Genomic DNA, 18,023 nt, shown 5'->3' with positions numbered 1-18,023 from the left:
ACCACCCGCGCGGACACCCGTATGGAGATCCCCGCCCTCGCGGACGCCGAGGAACTCACCTGTGACGTCCTCGTCATCGGTGGCGGCACGGCCGGCACCATGGCGGCCCTCACCGCCGCCGAGCATGGGGCCGACGTCCTCCTCCTGGAGAAGGCGCACGTCCGCCACTCCGGCGCCCTCGCCATGGGCATGGACGGCGTCAACAACGCGGTCATCCCCGGCCGCGCCGAACCCGACGACTACGTCGCCGAGATCACCCGCGCCAACGACGGCATCGTCGACCAGTCCACCGTCCGCCAGACCGCGACCCGCGGCTTCGCCATGGTGCAGCGCCTGGAGTCGTACGGCGTGAAGTTCGAGAAGGACGAGCACGGCGAGTACGCGGTCCGCCAGGTGCACCGGTCCGGCTCGTACGTGCTGCCGATGCCCGAGGGCAAGGACGTCAAGAAGGTCCTCTACCGGCAGCTGCGGCGCCGCGAGACGCGTGAGCGGATCCGGATCGAGAACCGCGTGATGCCGGTGCGGGTCCTCACGGCGGAGGGCCGCGCGGTCGGGGCGGCGGGCTTCAACACCCGCACGGGCGGCTTCGTCTCGGTCCGCGCCGGTGCCGTCATCCTCGCCACCGGCGCCTGCGGCCGCCTCGGCCTGCCCGCCTCCGGCTACCTCTACGGAACGTACGAGAACCCCACCAACGCCGGTGACGGCTACGCCATGGCCTACCACGCCGGCGCCGAGCTCAGCGGCATCGAGTGCTTCCAGATCAACCCGCTGATCAAGGACTACAACGGCCCCGCCTGCGCCTACGTCGCCAACCCCTTCGGCGGCTACCAGGTCAACCGGCACGGCGAGCGCTTCGTCGACTCCGACTACTGGTCCGGCCAGATGATGGCGGAGTTCGCCGCGGAGGTCGCCTCGGACCGGGGCCCGGTGTACCTCAAACTGAGCCACCTCCCCGAGGAGTCGATCAGCGCCCTCGAATCCATCCTGCACACCACGGAACGCCCCACCCGCGGCACCTTCCACGCCGGCCGCGGCCACGACTACCGCACCCACGACATCGAGATGCACATCTCCGAGATCGGCCTGTGCGGCGGCCACTCCGCTTCCGGCGTACGGGTCGACGACCACGCCCGTACGACCGTGCCGCGCCTGTACGCCGCTGGAGACCTGGCCTGCGTCCCCCACAACTACATGATCGGCGCCTTCGTCTTCGGCGACCTCGCGGGCGCCGACGCGGCCCAGTACAAGCCCTACGAGGGCGAGTTGCCGCAGGACCAACTCCGCGACGCGCACGAACTGATCTACCGCCCGCTGCGCAGCCCGGACGGCCCGCCTCAACCCCAGGTCGAATACAAACTCCGCCGCTTCGTGAACGACTACGTGGCACCGCCGAAGTCCGGCGCCCGGCTGTCGCTCGCCCTGGAAGCGTTCGAGCGGATGCGTAAGGACATCGCGGAGATGGGTGCCCGCACGCCCCATGAGCTGATGCGGTGCGCCGAGGTCACCTTCATCCGCGACTGCGCGGAGATGGCCGCGCGCGCCTCGCTGGCCCGCACGGAGTCCCGCTGGGGCCTGTACCACGACCGCACGGACCATCCCGCGCGCGACGACGCCTCTTGGTTCCACCACCTCGACCTGCACAAGTCCCCCTCCGGCTCGATGGAGTTCACGGCCCGACCCGTGGCCCCCTATCTGGTCCCCGTCCCCGATTTCACCCCCACCGGCGGCCCCTCCCGGCACCTCGGCGAGGTCCACCCGGAGGGCGTGGCCACGGCGGGTGCCCGTGATGCGGCACCGGTGGCCTCGCCGTCGGCGGTCACCGACATCCCCGACGCCGGCACCAGCAATCACCCGGACGCGGATGACGACTCCACACCGCGCCTGCTGGAACTCCTCGCCCTCTCCGAAGAGGAGCCCGACCTCTCCACCCTGCGGCCCTACTTGAGCGATCCCTCCCCTGCCGTCCGGCGGGCGACCGTCGCCGTACTCACCGAGACCGTGCCGCCCGGTACCGGCCCCGCCCTGGCCACCGCGCTCCGCGACCCGCACGGCGATGTACGGGCCGCCGCCGCGGCCTCGCTGCGCGAGCTGGTCGAGACGCTGCCGCCCGAGCCAGACCTGCGCGACGGTCTCGCCTCCGCCCTCGCCGAGGACGATCCCGTCGTACGCGCCGCCTCCCTGGACGTCCTGCGGGCGCTGCGCCTCGGTGACGCGGCGCTGTTCGCGGACGCCCTCGCCGATCCCGCCACCGCCGTCCGGATCGAGGCCGTACGCGCCCTCGTCTCGATCGACGCCGCGGAGCCCCTGGCCCGGGCGGCGGCAGACCCTTCCCGCGAGGTCCGCGTCACCGTGGCCAAGGCCCTGGCCAACGTGACCCCGGGGAGGCCGGTCGAGCACACCCTCGATCGGCTCTCCGAGGACCCCGACGCCCTGGTCCGCGCGGCGGCTTTCGAGACGCTGGCGGCCACGGGGTGCCCGGCGCCGCTCGCCGCGCGCGCCGTCGCCGCCCAGGCCGACGCCGCCTGGCAGGTCCGGGCCGGCGCCGCCACCGCGCTGTCCGGCGCGGATACCGACGTGGCCGTCCCCGCCCTGGCCAAGGCTCTGGGCGACCCGAACGCCGACGTCCGCAAGGCTGCGGTGCTGGCGCTGGTCCGCCATGCCGATGTCGCCGAAGCCCGCGCCGCCCTCGCCACGGCGGTGACGGACCCCGACGCGGACGTCAGGGCATATGCGTCACGGGCGTTGTGACGCCGTGCCGCATGCGGCCGCGCCCAAGGGCGGCCGGCGTGGGTGCCGGCGCCGGGGTGGGTCGCGCAGCCCGGCACTTACGGGGTGCCGCGCTCTCGGGGACGGGTGTCGCCCCTAGCGACACGCATGCCCACAGCAGGGGGGCGGTTACGAACGCGCCGCACCCCTATATCCAGTCCTCCGGCTCCGGTTCCGCTTCCATCTCCGGCCAGTCCGGATCCGGCGCCTCGTCGGGGGCGACGTCGGGCGTTGCTCCGGGAGTGTCCAGCGAGGCAAGCACCCCCAGCACCCCCTCCCCGTACGTCGCCAGCTTCTTCTCGCCCACGCCACTGATGGTGCCCAGTTCGGCCACCGAGCTGGGCCACAGCGTGGCGATCTCCCGGAGCGTGGCGTCGTGGAAGATGACGTATGCGGGGACGCCCTGCTCTCGGGCCTGTTCGGCGCGCCAGGAGCGCAGGGTCTCGAAGGCGGGGACGAGCTCGGGAGGCAGCTCGGCCACGGCGCCCTTGGGCTTGCGCTCGCCCCGGGCCGATCCCGAACCGGACCCCGACCGGGAGGTCACCGGCTTCGGCGGCTCCTTGCGCAGCGGCACGTCGCGCTCGCGCCGCAGCACCGTCCCGCTCGCCTCGGTCAGCACCAGCGTGCCGTACTCGCCCTCGACCGCGAGCAGCCCCTGGGCCAGCAACTGCCGTACGACACCCCGCCATTCGGACTCGGACAGCTCCTCTCCGATGCCGAAGACGGTCAGCTGGTCGTGGTCGAACTGGATCACCCTGGCGGTCCGGCGCCCCAGCAGGATGTCGACGATCTGGACCGCGCCGAACTTCTGTCCCCGCTCGCGCTGCAACCGCACCACCGTGGACAGCACCTTCTGCGCCGCGACCGTGCCGTCCCAGGTCTCGGGCGGCGTCAGACATGTGTCGCAGTTGCCGCACGCGGGGGTGTGCGGGTCCTGGCCGAAGTAGGCCAGGAGCTGGGAGCGCCGGCACTGGGCCGTCTCGCACAGCGCCAGCATCGAGTCGAGATGGGCGGCCGCCCGGCGGCGGAACGCCTCGTCGCCCTCGGAGCCCTGGATCAGCTTGCGCTGCTGGACGACGTCCTGAAGGCCGTACGCCATCCATGCCGTGGACGGCAGTCCGTCACGACCCGCGCGGCCCGTCTCCTGGTAGTAGCCCTCGACGGACTTCGGCAGGTCGAGGTGGGCGACGAACCGCACGTCCGGCTTGTCGATGCCCATGCCGAAGGCGATGGTGGCGACCACGACCAGTCCCTCATCGCGCAGGAAGCGCGACTGGTGGGCCGCACGGGTGCCCGAGTCCAGTCCCGCGTGGTACGGCACCGCCTCGATGCCGTTGCGGGAGAGGAACTCGGCGGTCTTCTCGACCGAGTTGCGCGAGAGGCAGTACACGATGCCCGCGTCGCCCGCGTGCTCCTCGCGCAGGAAGGACAGCAGCTGCTTCTTGGGGTCGGCCTTCGGGACTATCCGGTACTGGATGTTGGGGCGGTCGAAGCTCGCTTCGAAGTGCCGGGCCTCCGGCATGCCGAGGCGCTGGGTGATCTCCTTGTGCGTCGCGCGGGTGGCCGTGGCCGTCAGCGCGATCCGCGGGACGTCCGGCCAGCGCTCGCCCAGCAGCGACAGGGCCAGATAGTCGGGGCGGAAGTCGTGGCCCCACTGGGCCACACAGTGCGCCTCGTCGATGGCGAAGACGGAGATCTTCGCGCGCGACAGCAGGTCCAGTGTCGTGTCCAGACGGAGCCGCTCCGGGGCCAGGTAGAGCAGGTCCAGCTCCCCCGCCAGGAACTCCGCCTCCACTACCCGCCGCTCGTCGAAGTCCTGCGTGGAGTTCATGAACCCGGCGCGCACGCCCAGCGCGCGCAGCGCGTCCACCTGGTCCTGCATCAGCGCGATAAGAGGGGAGACCACGACGCCCGTACCGGTTCTGACCAGCGCCGGAATCTGGTAGCAGAGCGACTTGCCGCCACCCGTCGGCATCAGGACGACGGCGTCACCGCCCGCCACCACATGCTCGATGATCGCTTCCTGCTCGCCGCGGAAGGCGTCGTACCCGAAGACCCGGTGGAGCGTGGCCAGTGCCTCGCTGTCGCCCAGTGTCTCGGTCGTGTCCGCTCCGGTCATCACACCTGCCCCGCCCATCCCGCTCATCGCCCGTCGTCCCCCGTATGTCGTGCTTCGCCCACGACAGCCACCATAGGGCCCCGCACCGACAGCCTCAGAGTTATCCACAGGCTGCGACCGGACGGCTTCGGTACGCACCGGCTCCCGGCTCGCCGCGCTCCCCTGGACAGCGCGCCCCACGCAGCCCGCTGATCATGCCGCGGGCCCCGCTCCCGAGGAGGGAGCGAGGCCCGGCACTTGCGCGGTTCAGCGGACGAAGACCCCCGCCTGGCCTGCCAGGTCGAGGAAGTACTGCGGCGCCACACCCAGCACCAGCGTGACCGCCACGCCCACCCCGATCGCCGTCATGGTCAGCGGCGACGGCACCGCGACCGTCGGACCCTCCGGCCGCGGCTCGCTGAAGAACATCAGCACGATCACGCGGATGTAGAAGAACGCCGCGATCGCCGACGAGATCACACCGACCACGACCAGCGCGCCCGCGCCGCCCTCCGCCGCCGCCTTGAACACGGCGAACTTTCCGGCGAAACCGGAGGTCAGCGGGATACCCGCGAAGGCCAGCAGGAAGACCGCGAACACGGCCGCCACCAGCGGGGACCTGCGTCCGAGCCCCGCCCACTTGGACAGGTGCGTGGCCTCGCCGCCCGCGTCCCGGACGAGCGTCACGACGGCGAAGGCGCCGATCGTGACGAACGAGTACGCGCCCAGGTAGAAGAGGACGGAGGAGACGCCGTCGGGCGAGGTCGCGATGACACCCGCGAGGATGAAGCCCGCGTGCGCGATCGACGAGTACGCCAGCAACCGCTTGATGTCGGTCTGGGTGATCGCGACGATCGCACCGCCCAGCATGGTGACGATCGCGACGGCCCACATGACCGGACGCCAGTCCCAGCGCAGGCCCGGCAGGACGACGTACAGCAGACGCAGCAGCGCGCCGAAGGCGGCCACCTTCGTCGCCGCCGCCATGAAGCCGGTGACCGGTGTCGGCGCGCCCTGGTAGACATCCGGCGTCCACATGTGGAACGGCACCGCGCCGACCTTGAACAGCAGGCCCATGACGACCATGGCGGCGCCCATCAGCAGCAGCGCATCGTTGCCCATGGTGCCGGCCAGCGCCGGGTCGACGTTCGTGATCGTGCCGTCGACGACCTGCGCGATCGTCGCGTACGACACCGAGCCCGCGTAGCCGTACAGCAGGGCGATGCCGAAGAGCGTGAACGCGGAGGCGAAGGCGCCGAGCAGGAAGTACTTGACCGCGGCCTCCTGCGACATGAGCCGCTTGCGGCGGGCCACGGCGCACAGCAAATACAAGGGCAGCGAGAAGACTTCCAGCGCGATGAACAGCGTCAGCAGGTCGTTGGCCGACGGGAAGACCAGCATGCCGCCGATCGCGAAGAGCAGGAGCGGGAACACCTCGGTGGTGGTGAACCCGGCCTTCACGGCGGCCTTCTCGCTGTCGCTGCCGGGCACGGAGGCGGCCTGCGCGGCAAATGAGTCGACGCGGTTGCCGTGCGCCTCCGGGTCGAGCCGTCGCTCGGCAAAGGTGAATACGCCGAGGATGCCCGCGAGCAGGATCGTGCCCTGCAGGAACAAGGAAGGCCCGTCGACCGCGATTGCGCCCATCGCCGCGATGTGCGCCTTCGTGGTGCCGTATCCGCCCGCCGCGAGCGCGACGACCGCGGCGAACGCGGCGGCGAGTGCGACGACGGAGACGAACACCTGGGCGTAGTAGCGCGACTTGCGCGGCACGAACGCCTCGATCAACACCCCGATGATCGCAGCTCCGATGACGATCAAGGTGGGCGACAATTGCCCGTATTCGATCTTCGGCGCGTCGATCTTCGAGATCGGGTCGGCCGCGGTTGTCCACAGGCTGTGGACGGCTGTTGCGCTCACTTGGCCGCCTCCACCTCGGGCTTGGGGTCCGTCTTGTGTACGTCTGACATGGTCTGCTGGACCGCCGGGTTGACGATGTCGGTGACCGGCTTCGGGTAGACGCCCAGGAAGATCAGCAATGCGATCAGCGGGGCGACCACCAGGAGCTCGCGCACCCTGAGGTCGGGCATCTCGGCGACCTCCGCCTTCACCGGGCCCGTCATCGTCCGCTGGTAGAGGACGAGTGTGTAGAGCGCGGCGAGGACGATGCCGAAGGTGGCGATGATGCCGATGGCCGGGTAGCGCGTGAACGTGCCCACCAGGACCAGGAATTCACTCACGAAGGGCGCGAGCCCGGGGAGCGAGAGGGTCGCCAGGCCGCCGATCAGGAAGGTGCCCGCGAGCACCGGGGCGACTTTCTGCACCCCTCCGTAGTCGGCGATCAGACGCGAACCGCGCCGCGAGATCAGGAAGCCCGCCACCAGCATCAGGGCGGCGGTCGAGATCCCGTGGTTGACCATGTAGAGCGTGGCGCCCGACTGGCCCTGGCTGGTCATCGCGAAGATGCCCATGATGATGAAACCGAAGTGCGAGATCGACGCGTACGCGACCAGCCGCTTGATGTCCCGCTGGCCGACCGCGAGCAGCGCCCCGTAAATGATGCTGATCAGCGCCAGTACGAGGATGACGGGCGTCGCCCACTTCGACGCCTCCGGGAACAGCTGGAGGCAGAAGCGGAGCATCGCGAACGTGCCGACCTTGTCGACAACCGCCGTGATCAGTACGGCTACCGGGGCGGTCGCCTCACCCATGGCGTTGGGCAGCCAGGTGTGCAGCGGCCACAGCGGCGCCTTCACCGCGAACGCGAAGAAGAAGCCGAGGAAGAGCCACCGCTCCGTGCTGGTCGCCATGTGCAGCGAACCGTTGGCGCGTGCCTGCGCGATCTCCTGGAGCGAGAAGTTTCCGGCCACTACGTAGAGACCGATCACGGCGGCCAGCATGATCAGGCCGCCGACCAGGTTGTAGAGGAGGAACTTCACGGCGGCGTACGAGCGTTGCGTCGCCGCTGCCTCGTCGCCGTGCTCGTGTGCGCGGTCTCCGAAGCCGCCGATGAGGAAGTACATCGGGATGAGCATGGCTTCGAAGAAGATGTAGAAGAGGAAGACGTCGGTGGCCTCGAAGGAGATGATCACCATCGCCTCGACGGCCAGGATCAGGGCGAAGAAGCCCTGCGTGGGCCGCCAGCGCTTGCTTCCGGTCTCGTGCGGGTCGGCGTCGTGCCAGCCCGCGAGGATCACGAACGGGATCAGCAGCGCCGTGAGCGCGAGGAGCGACACCCCGATGCCGTCCACCCCCAGCTCGTACTGCACCCCGAAGTCCTTGATCCAGGCGTGGGATTCGGTGAGCTGGTAGCGGCTGCCGCCGGGCTCGAAGCGTACGAGCACGATCGCGGCCAGCACGAGCGTGGCGAGCGAGACGAGCAGCGCCAGCCATTTGGCCGCGACGCGTTGCGCGGCCGGCACGGCGGCCGTGGCGATCGCCCCGAGGGCCGGGAGCGCCGCCGTCGCTGTCAGTAGAGGAAAGGACATCGGTATCAGACCGCCCTCATCAGCAGGGTCGCGGCGATGAGGATCGCCGCACCGCCGAACATCGAGACCGCGTAACTGCGCGCATAGCCGTTCTGCACCTTGCGCAGCCGCCCGGAGAGGCCGCCCATCGAGGCCGCCGTGCCGTTGACGACACCGTCGACCAGGGTGTGGTCGACGTACACCAGGGAGCGCGTGAGGTGCTCTCCGCCGCGCACCAGCACGACGTGGTTGAAGTCGTCCTGAAGCAGGTCGCGCCGGGCGGCCCGGGTGAGCAGGGAGCCGCGCGGGGCGACCACCGGGACGGGACGGCGCCCGTACTGGACGTACGCGATTCCGGCTCCGACGACGAGCAGCGCCATCGTGGCCAGCGTGACCGTGAGGGCACTGACGGGCGAGTTCCCCTCCGAGTGACCGGTCACCGGCTCCAGCCAGTGCAGGAAGCTGTCGTCGATGCTGAACAGACCACCCGCGAAGACCGATCCGAAGGCCAGCACGATCATGGGGATCGTCATGGACTTGGGCGACTCGTGCGGGTGCGGCTCATGGCCTTCCGCGTCGGGCTGCCAGCGCTTCTCCCCGAAGAAGGTCATGATCATCACGCGCGTCATGTAGAACGCGGTGATCGCGGCGCCCAGCAGGGCCGCTCCGCCGAGGATCCAGCCCTCGGTGCCGCCCTTGGCGAAGGCCGCCTCGATGATCTTGTCCTTGGAGAAGAAGCCCGACAGGCCGGGGAAGCCGATGATGGCGAGGTAGCCGAGGCCGAACGTGATGTACGTGACCGGCATGTACTTCCTGAGGCCGCCGTACTTCCTCATGTCGACCTCGTCGTTCATACCGTGCATGACCGAACCTGCGCCGAGGAAGAGCCCGGCCTTGAAGAAGCCGTGCGTCACCAGGTGCATGATCGCGAAGACGTAGCCGATGGGGCCGAGGCCCGCGGCGAGCACCATGTAGCCGATCTGCGACATCGTCGAACCGGCGAGCGCCTTCTTGATGTCGTCCTTCGCGCAACCGACGATCGCACCGAACAGGAGCGTGACAGCACCCACGACGGTGACGACGAGCTGTGCGTCGGGCGCCCCGTTGAAGATCGCGGCCGAGCGCACGATCAGGTACACACCCGCGGTCACCATGGTGGCGGCGTGGATGAGGGCCGAGACCGGGGTCGGGCCCTCCATCGCGTCCCCGAGCCAGGACTGCAGCGGCACCTGGGCGGACTTGCCGCAGGCGGCGAGCAGCAGCATCAGGCCGATGGCGGTGAGCTTGCCCTCGGTGGCGCCTCCGACCAGCCCCGGGTGCCCTTCGGTGCCGAGCACCGGCCCGAAGGCGAAGGTCCCGAAGGTCGTGAACATCAGCATGATGGCGATGGACAGGCCCATGTCGCCGACGCGGTTGACCAGGAAGGCCTTCTTGGCGGCGGTGGCGGCGCTGGGCTTGTGCTGCCAGAAGCCGATCAGCAGGTACGAGGCGAGGCCGACGCCTTCCCAGCCGACGTACAGCAACAGGTAGTTGTCGGCGAGGACGAGCAGCAGCATCGCCGCCAGGAACAGGTTCAGATAGCCGAAGAAGCGGCGGCGGCGCTCGTCGTGCTCCATGTAGCCGACCGAGTACAGATGGATCAGCGAGCCGACGCCGGTGATCAGCAGGACGAACGTCATGGACAGCTGGTCGAGCTGGAAGCCGACGTCCGCCCGGAAGTCTCCGACGGCGACCCAGCTGTACAGGTGCTGCGTAAGGGTCCGGTCCTCGGGGCTCTTCCCCAGCATGTCGGCGAAGAGTACGACGGCGATCACGAAGGAGGCGGCCGCGAAAGCGGTGCCGATCCACTGGCCGACGGCGTCCAGCCGCCGTCCGCCGCACAACAGGACGACCGCTCCGAGCAGAGGCGCCGCTACCAGCAGCGCAATCAGGTTCTCCACGATTCAGCGACCCCTTACAACTTCATCAGGCTGGCGTCGTCGACCGAGGCCGAGTGGCGGGAACGGAACAGCGACACGATGATCGCGAGCCCGACCACGACCTCCGCGGCGGCGACGACCATCGTGAAGAAGGCGATGATCTGGCCGTCGAGATTGCCGTGCATACGGGAGAAGACGACGAACGCGAGGTTGCAGGCGTTGAGCATGAGCTCGACGCACATGAACACCACGATCGCGTTCCGCCTGATCAGTACGCCGGTGGCGCCGATCGTGAACAACAGGGCGGCGAGATAGAGGTAGTTGACCGGGTTCACTTCGACCCCTCTCCCGAGTTCGTGCGCTCCAGGCGCTCCTCGGCGCGCTGTTCCAGGGCCTTCAGGTCGTTCAACGCCTCGGTCGACACGTCACGGATCTGCCCGCGCTCGCGCAGCGTCTTGTTGACGGTCAGCTCGGACGGGGTGCCGTCGGGCAGCAGGCCCGCGATGTCCACCGCGTTGTGCCGGGCGTAGACGCCGGGGGCCGGCAGCGGCGGTACGTGCTTGCCCTCCCGTACGCGCTGCTCGGACAACTCGCGCTGGGTCTTGGCGCGCTCGGTGCGCTCGCGGTGCGTGAGCACCATGGCGCCGACGGCGGCCGTGATGAGCAGAGCGCCGGTGATTTCGAAGGCGAACACGTACTTCGTGAAGATGAGGGCGGCGAGACCCTCCACGTTGCCGTTCGCGTTCGCCTTGGCCAGGCCGTTGAAGTCCTTGATGGACGCGTTGCCGATGCCCCCGATCAGCAGGACGCCGAAGCCGAGCCCGCACACCAGGGCCAGCCAGCGCTGGCCCTTGATCGTCTCCTTCAGGGAGTCCGCCGCGGTGACACCGACGAGCATGACCACGAAGAGGAACAGCATCATGATCGCGCCGGTGTAGACGATGATCTGCACGACGCCCAGGAAGTACGCGCCGTTGGCAAGGTAGAACACCGCCAGGATGATCATGGTCCCGGCGAGACTGAGCGCGCTGTGCACGGTCTTCTTCATGAAGACGGTGCCCAGGGCGCCGAGCACGGCGACCGCGCCGAGGACCCAGAACTGGAAGGCCTCTCCGGTGGAGGTGGAGTAGGCGGCCAGATTGCTCATGCCTCCACCTCCTCTCCGGCAGCCTTCTCGCCCTTGGAGACCGCGACTTGGCGCACCGTGCCGGGCGCCGCCTCGGTCACCAGGCCCCGGTAGTAGTCCTGCTCGTCCGTGCCGGGGAAGATCGAGTGCGGCGTGTCGACCATGCCCTCCTCGAGACCGGCGAGCAGCTGCTCCTTGGTGTAGATGAGGTTGGCGCGACTGGAGTCGGCCAGCTCGAACTCGTTCGTCATCGTCAACGCGCGCGTGGGGCACGCCTCGATGCACAGGCCGCAGAGAATGCAGCGGGCGTAATTGATCTGGTAGACGCGGCCGTACCGCTCGCCCGGCGAGTAGCGCTCCTCGTCGGTGTTGTCCGCGCCCTCCACATAGATGGCGTCCGCGGGGCAGGCCCAGGCGCACAGCTCACAGCCGATGCACTTCTCCAGGCCGTCCGGGTGGCGGTTGAGCTGGTGCCGGCCGTGGAACCGCGGGGCGGTGGTCTTCTGCTGTTCCGGGTACTGCTCGGTCAGCCGCTTCTTGAACATGGCCTTGAAGGTCACGCCAAAGCCGGCGACGGGGTTCTGGAAACCGGGTTTGGTCTCCTTCGGCTCCTCAGCCATCGGACCCCTCCTTTCCGTCACGAGTTCCGTCCATTGATCCGTCACTCGCAGTATCGGACCCACCACTGACAATCAACTCCCGCTCGCGGCGCGGGCGGCGTCGCGGCACCGGCGGAAGCTCCTGTCCCGGCAGCGGCGGTACGGGGAATCCGCCCGCCATCGGGTCGAAGGCGGCGGGTTCGGCGGGCGCCTCCTCGGCTCCCTGCTTGTCGCGGAAGATGTCCGCGGCGAACGAGAGCAGCAGCAGGACGAGGACGCCTCCGCCGACGTACAGGGCGATGTCCGCGAAGTCGTAGTTCTCGTTCCTCAGCGTCCGTACGGTCGCGACGAGCATCAGCCAGACCACGGAGACCGGAATGAGGACCTTCCAGCCGAGCTTCATCAGCTGGTCGTAGCGGACGCGCGGGAGCGTGCCGCGCAGCCAGATGAAGAAGAACAGCAGCAGCTGCACCTTCACCACGAACCAGAGCATCGGCCACCAGCCGTGGTTGGCGCCCTCCCAGAAGGTGCTGATGGGCCAGGGAGCCCGCCAGCCGCCCAGGAAGAGCGTGGTCGACACGGCCGAGACCGTCACCATGTTCACGTACTCGGCAAGCATGAACATCGCGAATTTGATGGACGAGTACTCGGTGTTGAAGCCGCCGACCAGGTCGCCCTCGGACTCCGGCATGTCGAAGGGGGCGCGGTTGGTCTCGCCGACCATCGTCACGATGTAGATCAGGAACGAGACCGGCAGCAGGATGATGTACCAGCGGTCGTGCTGCTGCTCGACGATCGTCGAGGTCGACATCGACCCGGAATAGAGGAACACCGAGGCGAAGGCGGCGCCCATGGCGATCTCGTACGAGATCATCTGCGCGCAGGACCTCAGACCACCGAGCAGCGGGTAGGTGGATCCAGAACTCCAACCCGCGAGCACGATCCCGTAGATGCCCACCGAGGCGACCGCGAGGATGTAGAGCATCGCGATCGGCAGGTCGGTGAGCTGCATCGTGGTGCGGTGGCCGAAGATCGAGATCTCGTTGTCGGCGGGCCCGAAGGGGATCACCGCGATCGCCATGAAGGCCGGGATGGCCGCGACGATCGGTGCGAGGACGTAGACCATCTTGTCCGCGCGTTTGACGATGACGTCTTCCTTGAGCATCAGTTTGATGCCGTCGGCGAGCGACTGGAGCATGCCCCAGGGGCCGTGCCGGTTGGGGCCGATGCGCAGCTGCATCCAGGCGACGACCTTGCGTTCCCACACGATGGAGAACAGCACGGTCACCATCAGGAAGGCGAAGCAGAAGACCGCCTTGATGACGACCAGCCACCAGGGGTCGCGGCCGAACATGGAGAGGTCTTCAGCGGCGAGGTACGGGCTCATGCCTCCACCTCCTTGGGGGGCTCGGCGGCCAGGGTCGCCGGGCCGATGCGGACGAGAGCGCCGGGCAGCGCTCCGGTGTCGGAGGCGACGCCCCCTCCTGTGGAGTTCAGCGGGAGCCACACCACGCGGTCGGGCATCTCGGTGATCTGCAGCGGAAGTCCGACCACTCCGGTGGGACCGGTCACGGCGAGGACATCGCCGTCCTTGACGCCCGCCTCGGCTGCCGTGGCGGCCGACACGCGCGCGCGTGCGGCGTGCCGGGTCCCGGCGAGCGCGTCGTCGCCCTCTTGGAGGCGCCCCTGGTCGAGCAGCAACCGGTGCCCGGCCAGTACAGCCTCTCCGGCGGCCGGGCGCGGCAACTGGGCCGCGACCTCCAGGGGCTCGGTGGCCCGCGGCCCGTCCCAGGCCCCGAGCCGGTCCAGCTCCCCGCGCACGGTGCGCAGATCCGGCAGACCCAGGTGTACGTCCATGGCATCGGCCAGCATCTGCAGGACGCGCGCGTCGGTGGGCGCCAGGCGGCGGGTCATCTGGTCGGGCTTGAGCGCGGCCTCGAAGAAGCGGGCCCGGCCTTCCCAGTTGAGGAAGGTTCCCGCCTTCTCGGTGACCGCGGCGACCGGAAGGACGACATCGGCGTGATCGGTGACCTCGCTGGGGCGCAGTTCCAGCGACACCAGGAAGCCCACTTCGGAAAGTGCCGCACGCGCGCGTGCCGGGTCAGGAAGGTCGGCGACCTCCACGCCCGCGACCACCAGGGCCTGCAGTTCGCCACCGGCGGCGGCCTCGACGATCTGACCGGCGTCGCGGCCGTATCGGTGCGGGAGTTCGGAGACTCCCCAGGCCGCCGCGACCTCGTCCCGCGCGCGCGGGTCGGTGGCCGGGCGTCCGCCCGGCAGCAACGACGGCAGCGCGCCCGCCTCGATCGCACCGCGCTCCCCGGCCCGGCGCGGAATCCACACCAGTTGGGCGCCGGTCACGGACGCGGCCCGCACGGCGGCGGTGAGCCCGCCCGCCACGGCGGCGAGCCGCTCACCGACGGCGATCACCGCACCCTCGGCGCGCAGCGCCTCCGCGGCCTTGGCGCCGTCGCCCTCCAGGCCGACGCCGCTCGCGAGCGCGTCCAGCCACTCGGTCTCGGTGCCGGGCGCGGCCGGCAGCAGCGTGCCGCCCGCCTTCTCCAGGCCGCGCGTCGCGTGTGTGGCGAGCGAGAAGGTCTTCTGTCCGTGCCCCCGCCACGCCTTGCGCAGCCGCAGGAAGACGCCGGGCGCCTCCTCCTCCGACTCGAATCCGGCGAGCAGGACGGCGGGCGCCTTCTCCAGAGAGGTGTATGTGACGCCCGTACCGTCGAGGTCCCGTCCGCGTCCGGCGACCCGGGCCGCCAGGAAGTCGGCCTCCTCGGCGGTGTGCACGCGCGCGCGGAAGTCGATGTCGTTCGTGTCGAGGGCCACGCGCGCGAACTTGCTGTACGCGTAGGCGTCTTCGACGGTGAGTCGGCCGCCGGTGAGGACGCCGGTCCGGCCGCGGGCGGCCGACAGTCCCTCAGCGGCAATCGAGAGCGCCTCCGGCCAGGAAGCGGGCACGAGCTCTCCGGACCCGTCGCGAACGAGAGGCGTCTCCAGCCGGTCCCGCTGCTGCGCGTACCGGAAGGCGAACCGCCCCTTGTCGCAGAGCCACTCCTCGTTGACCTCGGGGTCGGGTGCGGCGAGCCGCCGCATGACCTTGCCGCGCCGGTGGTCGGTGCGAGTGGCACAGCCGCCGGAGCAGTGCTCGCACACGGAGTGCGAGGAGATGAGGTCGAAGGGGCGCGAGCGGAAGCGATACGCCGCCGACGTCAGCGCGCCCACCGGGCAGATCTGGATCGTGTTCCCGGAGAAGTACGACTCGAAGGGGTCGCCCTCACCGGTGCCGACCTGCTGGAGCGCGCCCCGCTCGAGCAGCTCGATCATCGGGTCGCCCGCGATCTGGTTGGAGAACCGGGTGCACCGGGCGCACAGCACGCACCGCTCGCGGTCGAGCAGCACCTGGGTGGAGATCGGGACCGGCTTCTCGTACGTCCGCTTCTTGCCCTCGAAGCGGGACTCGGCGTTGCCGTGCGACATCGCCTGGTTCTGCAGGGGGCACTCGCCGCCCTTGTCGCAGACAGGGCAGTCCAGCGGGTGGTTGATGAGCAGCAGCTCCATCACACCGTGCTGGGCCTTCTCGGCCACCGGGGAGGTGAGGTGAGTCTTGACGACCATCCCGTCCGTGCACGTGATCGTGCAGGACGCCATCGGCTTGCGCTGGCCCTCGACCTCGACGATGCACTGGCGGCAGGCGCCGGCCGGGTCGAGGAGCGGGTGGTCGCAGAAGCGGGGGATCTCGATGCCGAGTTGTTCGGCGGCCCGGATGACCAGGGTGCCCTTGGGCACGCTGATCTCCACGCCGTCGATCGTCAGCGAGACCAGATCTTCCGGCGGAACCGCCGCCTCTCCCCCACCGGAGGGAGCGCTGGTGGTCACCGTCATGCGTTCACCTCCGTGCGGTCGGCCCAAGCCGTGGACTTGGCCGGGTCAAAGGGGCAGCCGCGGCCCGTGATGTGCTGCTCGTACTCCTCGCGGAAGTACTTGAGCGAGGAGAAGATCGGCGAGGCGGCACCGTCGCCGAGGGCGCAGAAGGACTTGCCGTTGATGTTGTCGGCGATGTCGTTCAGCTTGTCGAGGTCGGACATGACGCCCTTGCCTGCCTCGATGTCGCGCAGCAACTGCACGAGCCAGTACGTGCCTTCGCGGCACGGTGTGCATTTGCCGCAGGACTCATGGGCGTAGAACTCGGTCCAGCGGGTGACGGCGCGGACGACGCATGTCGTCTCGTCGAAGCACTGCAGGGCCTTGGTCCCGAGCATGGAACCCGCGGCACCCACTCCTTCGTAATCAAGAGGGACGTCGAGGTGCTCGTCGGTGAACATCGGCGTCGAGGAGCCGCCCGGCGTCCAGAACTTCAGCCGGTGGCCGGGTCGCATCCCGCCGCTCATGTCGAGGAGTTGACGGAGTGTGATGCCGAGCGGGGCCTCGTACTGGCCGGGATTGGTGACGTGGCCGCTGAGCGAGTACAGCGTGAAGCCCGGGGACTTCTCGCTTCCCATCGACCGGAACCATTCCTTGCCTTTGTGCAGAATTGCGGGAACTGACGCGATCGACTCGACGTTATTTACAACAGTCGGGCACGCGTAGAGGCCCGCGACGGCAGGGAAAGGGGGACGAAGCCGCGGTTGACCACGGCGGCCTTCGAGCGAGTCGAGCAGTGCGGTCTCCTCACCACAGATGTACGCGCCCGCGCCCGCGTGCACGGTGAGCTTGAGGTCGAGTCCGCTGCCCAGGATGTTCTCGCCGAGGTAACCCGCCGCATAGGCCTCACGCACGGCCTCGTGCAACCGCCGCAGTACGGGGACCACTTCACCGCGCAGATAGATGAACGCATGCGAAGACCGGATGGCATAACACGCGATCACAATGCCCTCGATGAGGCTATGCGGGTTCGCGAAGAGGAGCGGGATGTCCTTGCAGGTTCCCGGCTCCGATTCGTCGGCGTTGACAACTAGATAGTGAGGCTTGCCATCACCCTGGGGAATGAACTGCCATTTCATTCCCGTCGGGAATCCCGCGCCCCCGCGGCCGCGCAGCCCGGAGTCCTTGACGTACGCGATCAGGTCGTCCGGCGACATCGCGAGCGCCTTGCGCAGGCCCTCGTACCCCTCGTGCCTCCGGTAGACGTCGAGCGTCCAGGACTCGTCCTCGTCCCAGAAGGCCGACAGCACGGGTACCAGCAGCTTCTCGGGGCTGGTCTCGTTGATCTCGGGTGCCAAGGTCATCACTCCCCCTCCTCGGCTGCAGGACCCGCCGGGTGGGACGGGTCGGAGGCCGATGTGTCCTGCGGCGCGTCGTGCGAGCTCAAGTGCTCGGCGGGCGACTGGTCCTGAGGGGCCTCACCACCGCGCGGATGCACCACGCGCGCGGGGGCGGTCTCGCCCTTGGCCAGGCGAAGGCCGATCAGGGAGGCGTGTCCCGCGCTGCCGCCCGCCTCGACAGCCCCGGCCCGCTCGTCGGGGAAGCCCGCCAGGATGCGGGCGGTGTCCTTGAAGGTGCACAAGGGGGCGCCGCGGGTGGGTTCGACCTGTGCTCCCGCGCGCAGGTCGTCGACGAGGCGCTTCGCGGAGTCCACGGTCTGGTTGTCGAAGAACTCCCAGTTGACCATCACGACCGGCGCGAAATCGCAGGCCGCGTTGCACTCGATGTGCTCCAGGGTGACCTTGCCGTCGTCGGTGGTCTCGCCGTTGCCGACGCCCAAGTGGTCCTGGAGGGCCTCGAAGATCGCGTCGCCCCCCATGACCGCACACAGGGTGTTGGTGCAGACACCCACCTGGTAGTCACCGCTCGGCTTGCGCCGGTACATCGAGTAGAAGGTCGCGACCGCGGCGACCTCGGCCGTGGTCAGGCCGAGCATGTCCGCGCAGAACCGCTGCCCTGTGCGCGTGACATGGCCCTCCTCCGACTGCACGAGATGCAGCAACGGAAGAAGCGCCGAGCGGGAGTCCGGGTAGCGGGCGATGATTTCGCGCCCATCGGCTTCGAGCCGGGCTCGAACGTCGTCCGGGTAGTCGGGCGCGGGCAGTTGGGGCATGCCCAGGCTGA

The 18,023-nt window shown here is 69.3% G+C and carries 12 protein-coding genes; 1 reads left to right on the top strand and 11 read right to left on the bottom strand.

All coding sequences use genetic code 11. From position 1 onward, the window contains the following. Positions 1-21: 21 nt before the first annotated feature. Positions 22-2,748 (top strand): fumarate reductase/succinate dehydrogenase flavoprotein subunit, encoded by a 2,727-nt coding sequence (locus AB5J53_RS28295; protein WP_369252519.1) that lies wholly within the window; start codon positions 22-24, stop codon positions 2,746-2,748. Between the two features lie 166 nt (positions 2,749-2,914). Here the strand turns inward: AB5J53_RS28295 and recQ are convergent, their stop codons facing one another. From recQ to nuoE, 11 genes are all read right to left on the bottom strand, one after another. Then, entirely contained in the window at positions 2,915-4,903 is a 1,989-nt protein-coding gene (gene recQ, locus AB5J53_RS28290; RefSeq protein WP_369252517.1) for a DNA helicase RecQ, read from the bottom strand. Between the two features lie 228 nt (positions 4,904-5,131). Beyond that, positions 5,132-6,781 carry an NADH-quinone oxidoreductase subunit NuoN gene (gene nuoN / locus AB5J53_RS28285; RefSeq protein WP_369248462.1) on the bottom strand — a complete coding sequence of 550 codons (1,650 nt, stop codon included), beginning with the start codon at positions 6,779-6,781 and terminating at the stop codon, positions 5,132-5,134. Continuing rightward, positions 6,778-8,349, bottom strand: a complete 1,572-nt coding sequence (locus AB5J53_RS28280) for an NADH-quinone oxidoreductase subunit M (protein WP_369248461.1) — start codon at positions 8,347-8,349, stop codon at positions 6,778-6,780. The genes nuoN and AB5J53_RS28280 overlap by 4 nt, the downstream gene beginning before the upstream one ends. 5 nt (positions 8,350-8,354) lie before the next feature. After that, on the bottom strand, positions 8,355-10,268 hold the full coding sequence (gene nuoL, locus AB5J53_RS28275; RefSeq protein ID WP_369248460.1) for an NADH-quinone oxidoreductase subunit L: 1,914 nt from the start codon (positions 10,266-10,268) through the stop codon (positions 8,355-8,357). Between the two features lie 14 nt (positions 10,269-10,282). Beyond that, positions 10,283-10,582, bottom strand: a complete 300-nt coding sequence (gene nuoK / locus AB5J53_RS28270) for an NADH-quinone oxidoreductase subunit NuoK (protein WP_018568277.1) — start codon at positions 10,580-10,582, stop codon at positions 10,283-10,285. After that, positions 10,579-11,394, bottom strand: a complete 816-nt coding sequence (locus AB5J53_RS28265) for an NADH-quinone oxidoreductase subunit J (protein ID WP_369248459.1) — start codon at positions 11,392-11,394, stop codon at positions 10,579-10,581. The genes nuoK and AB5J53_RS28265 overlap by 4 nt, the downstream gene beginning before the upstream one ends. Beyond that, the gene (gene nuoI / locus AB5J53_RS28260) at positions 11,391-11,993 is read right to left on the bottom strand and encodes an NADH-quinone oxidoreductase subunit NuoI (RefSeq protein ID WP_369248458.1); all 603 of its coding nucleotides are present in this window, start codon (positions 11,991-11,993) and stop codon (positions 11,391-11,393) included. Before nuoI ends, AB5J53_RS28265 begins: the two co-directional genes overlap by 4 nt. Beyond that, on the bottom strand, positions 11,986-13,359 hold the full coding sequence (nuoH, locus tag AB5J53_RS28255; protein ID WP_369248457.1) for an NADH-quinone oxidoreductase subunit NuoH: 1,374 nt from the start codon (positions 13,357-13,359) through the stop codon (positions 11,986-11,988). The genes nuoI and nuoH overlap by 8 nt, the downstream gene beginning before the upstream one ends. Beyond that, positions 13,356-15,860 (bottom strand): NADH-quinone oxidoreductase subunit G, encoded by a 2,505-nt coding sequence (locus AB5J53_RS28250; protein ID WP_369248456.1) that lies wholly within the window; start codon positions 15,858-15,860, stop codon positions 13,356-13,358. The genes nuoH and AB5J53_RS28250 overlap by 4 nt, the downstream gene beginning before the upstream one ends. Continuing rightward, positions 15,857-17,206 (bottom strand): NADH-quinone oxidoreductase subunit NuoF, encoded by a 1,350-nt coding sequence (nuoF, locus tag AB5J53_RS28245; protein WP_369248455.1) that lies wholly within the window; start codon positions 17,204-17,206, stop codon positions 15,857-15,859. Before nuoF ends, AB5J53_RS28250 begins: the two co-directional genes overlap by 4 nt. Further along, positions 17,203-18,012 carry an NADH-quinone oxidoreductase subunit NuoE gene (nuoE, locus tag AB5J53_RS28240; RefSeq protein ID WP_369252515.1) on the bottom strand — a complete coding sequence of 270 codons (810 nt, stop codon included), beginning with the start codon at positions 18,010-18,012 and terminating at the stop codon, positions 17,203-17,205. The genes nuoF and nuoE overlap by 4 nt, the downstream gene beginning before the upstream one ends. Between the last annotated feature and the right edge of the window lie 11 nt (positions 18,013-18,023).

It is taken from the genome of Streptomyces sp. R41, from assembly GCF_041053055.1.
Taxonomy (GTDB): Bacteria; Actinomycetota; Actinomycetes; order Streptomycetales; family Streptomycetaceae; genus Streptomyces.
Note: the sequence above shows the minus strand (reverse complement) of the source record. Positions and strands in the feature narration are given on the sequence as shown.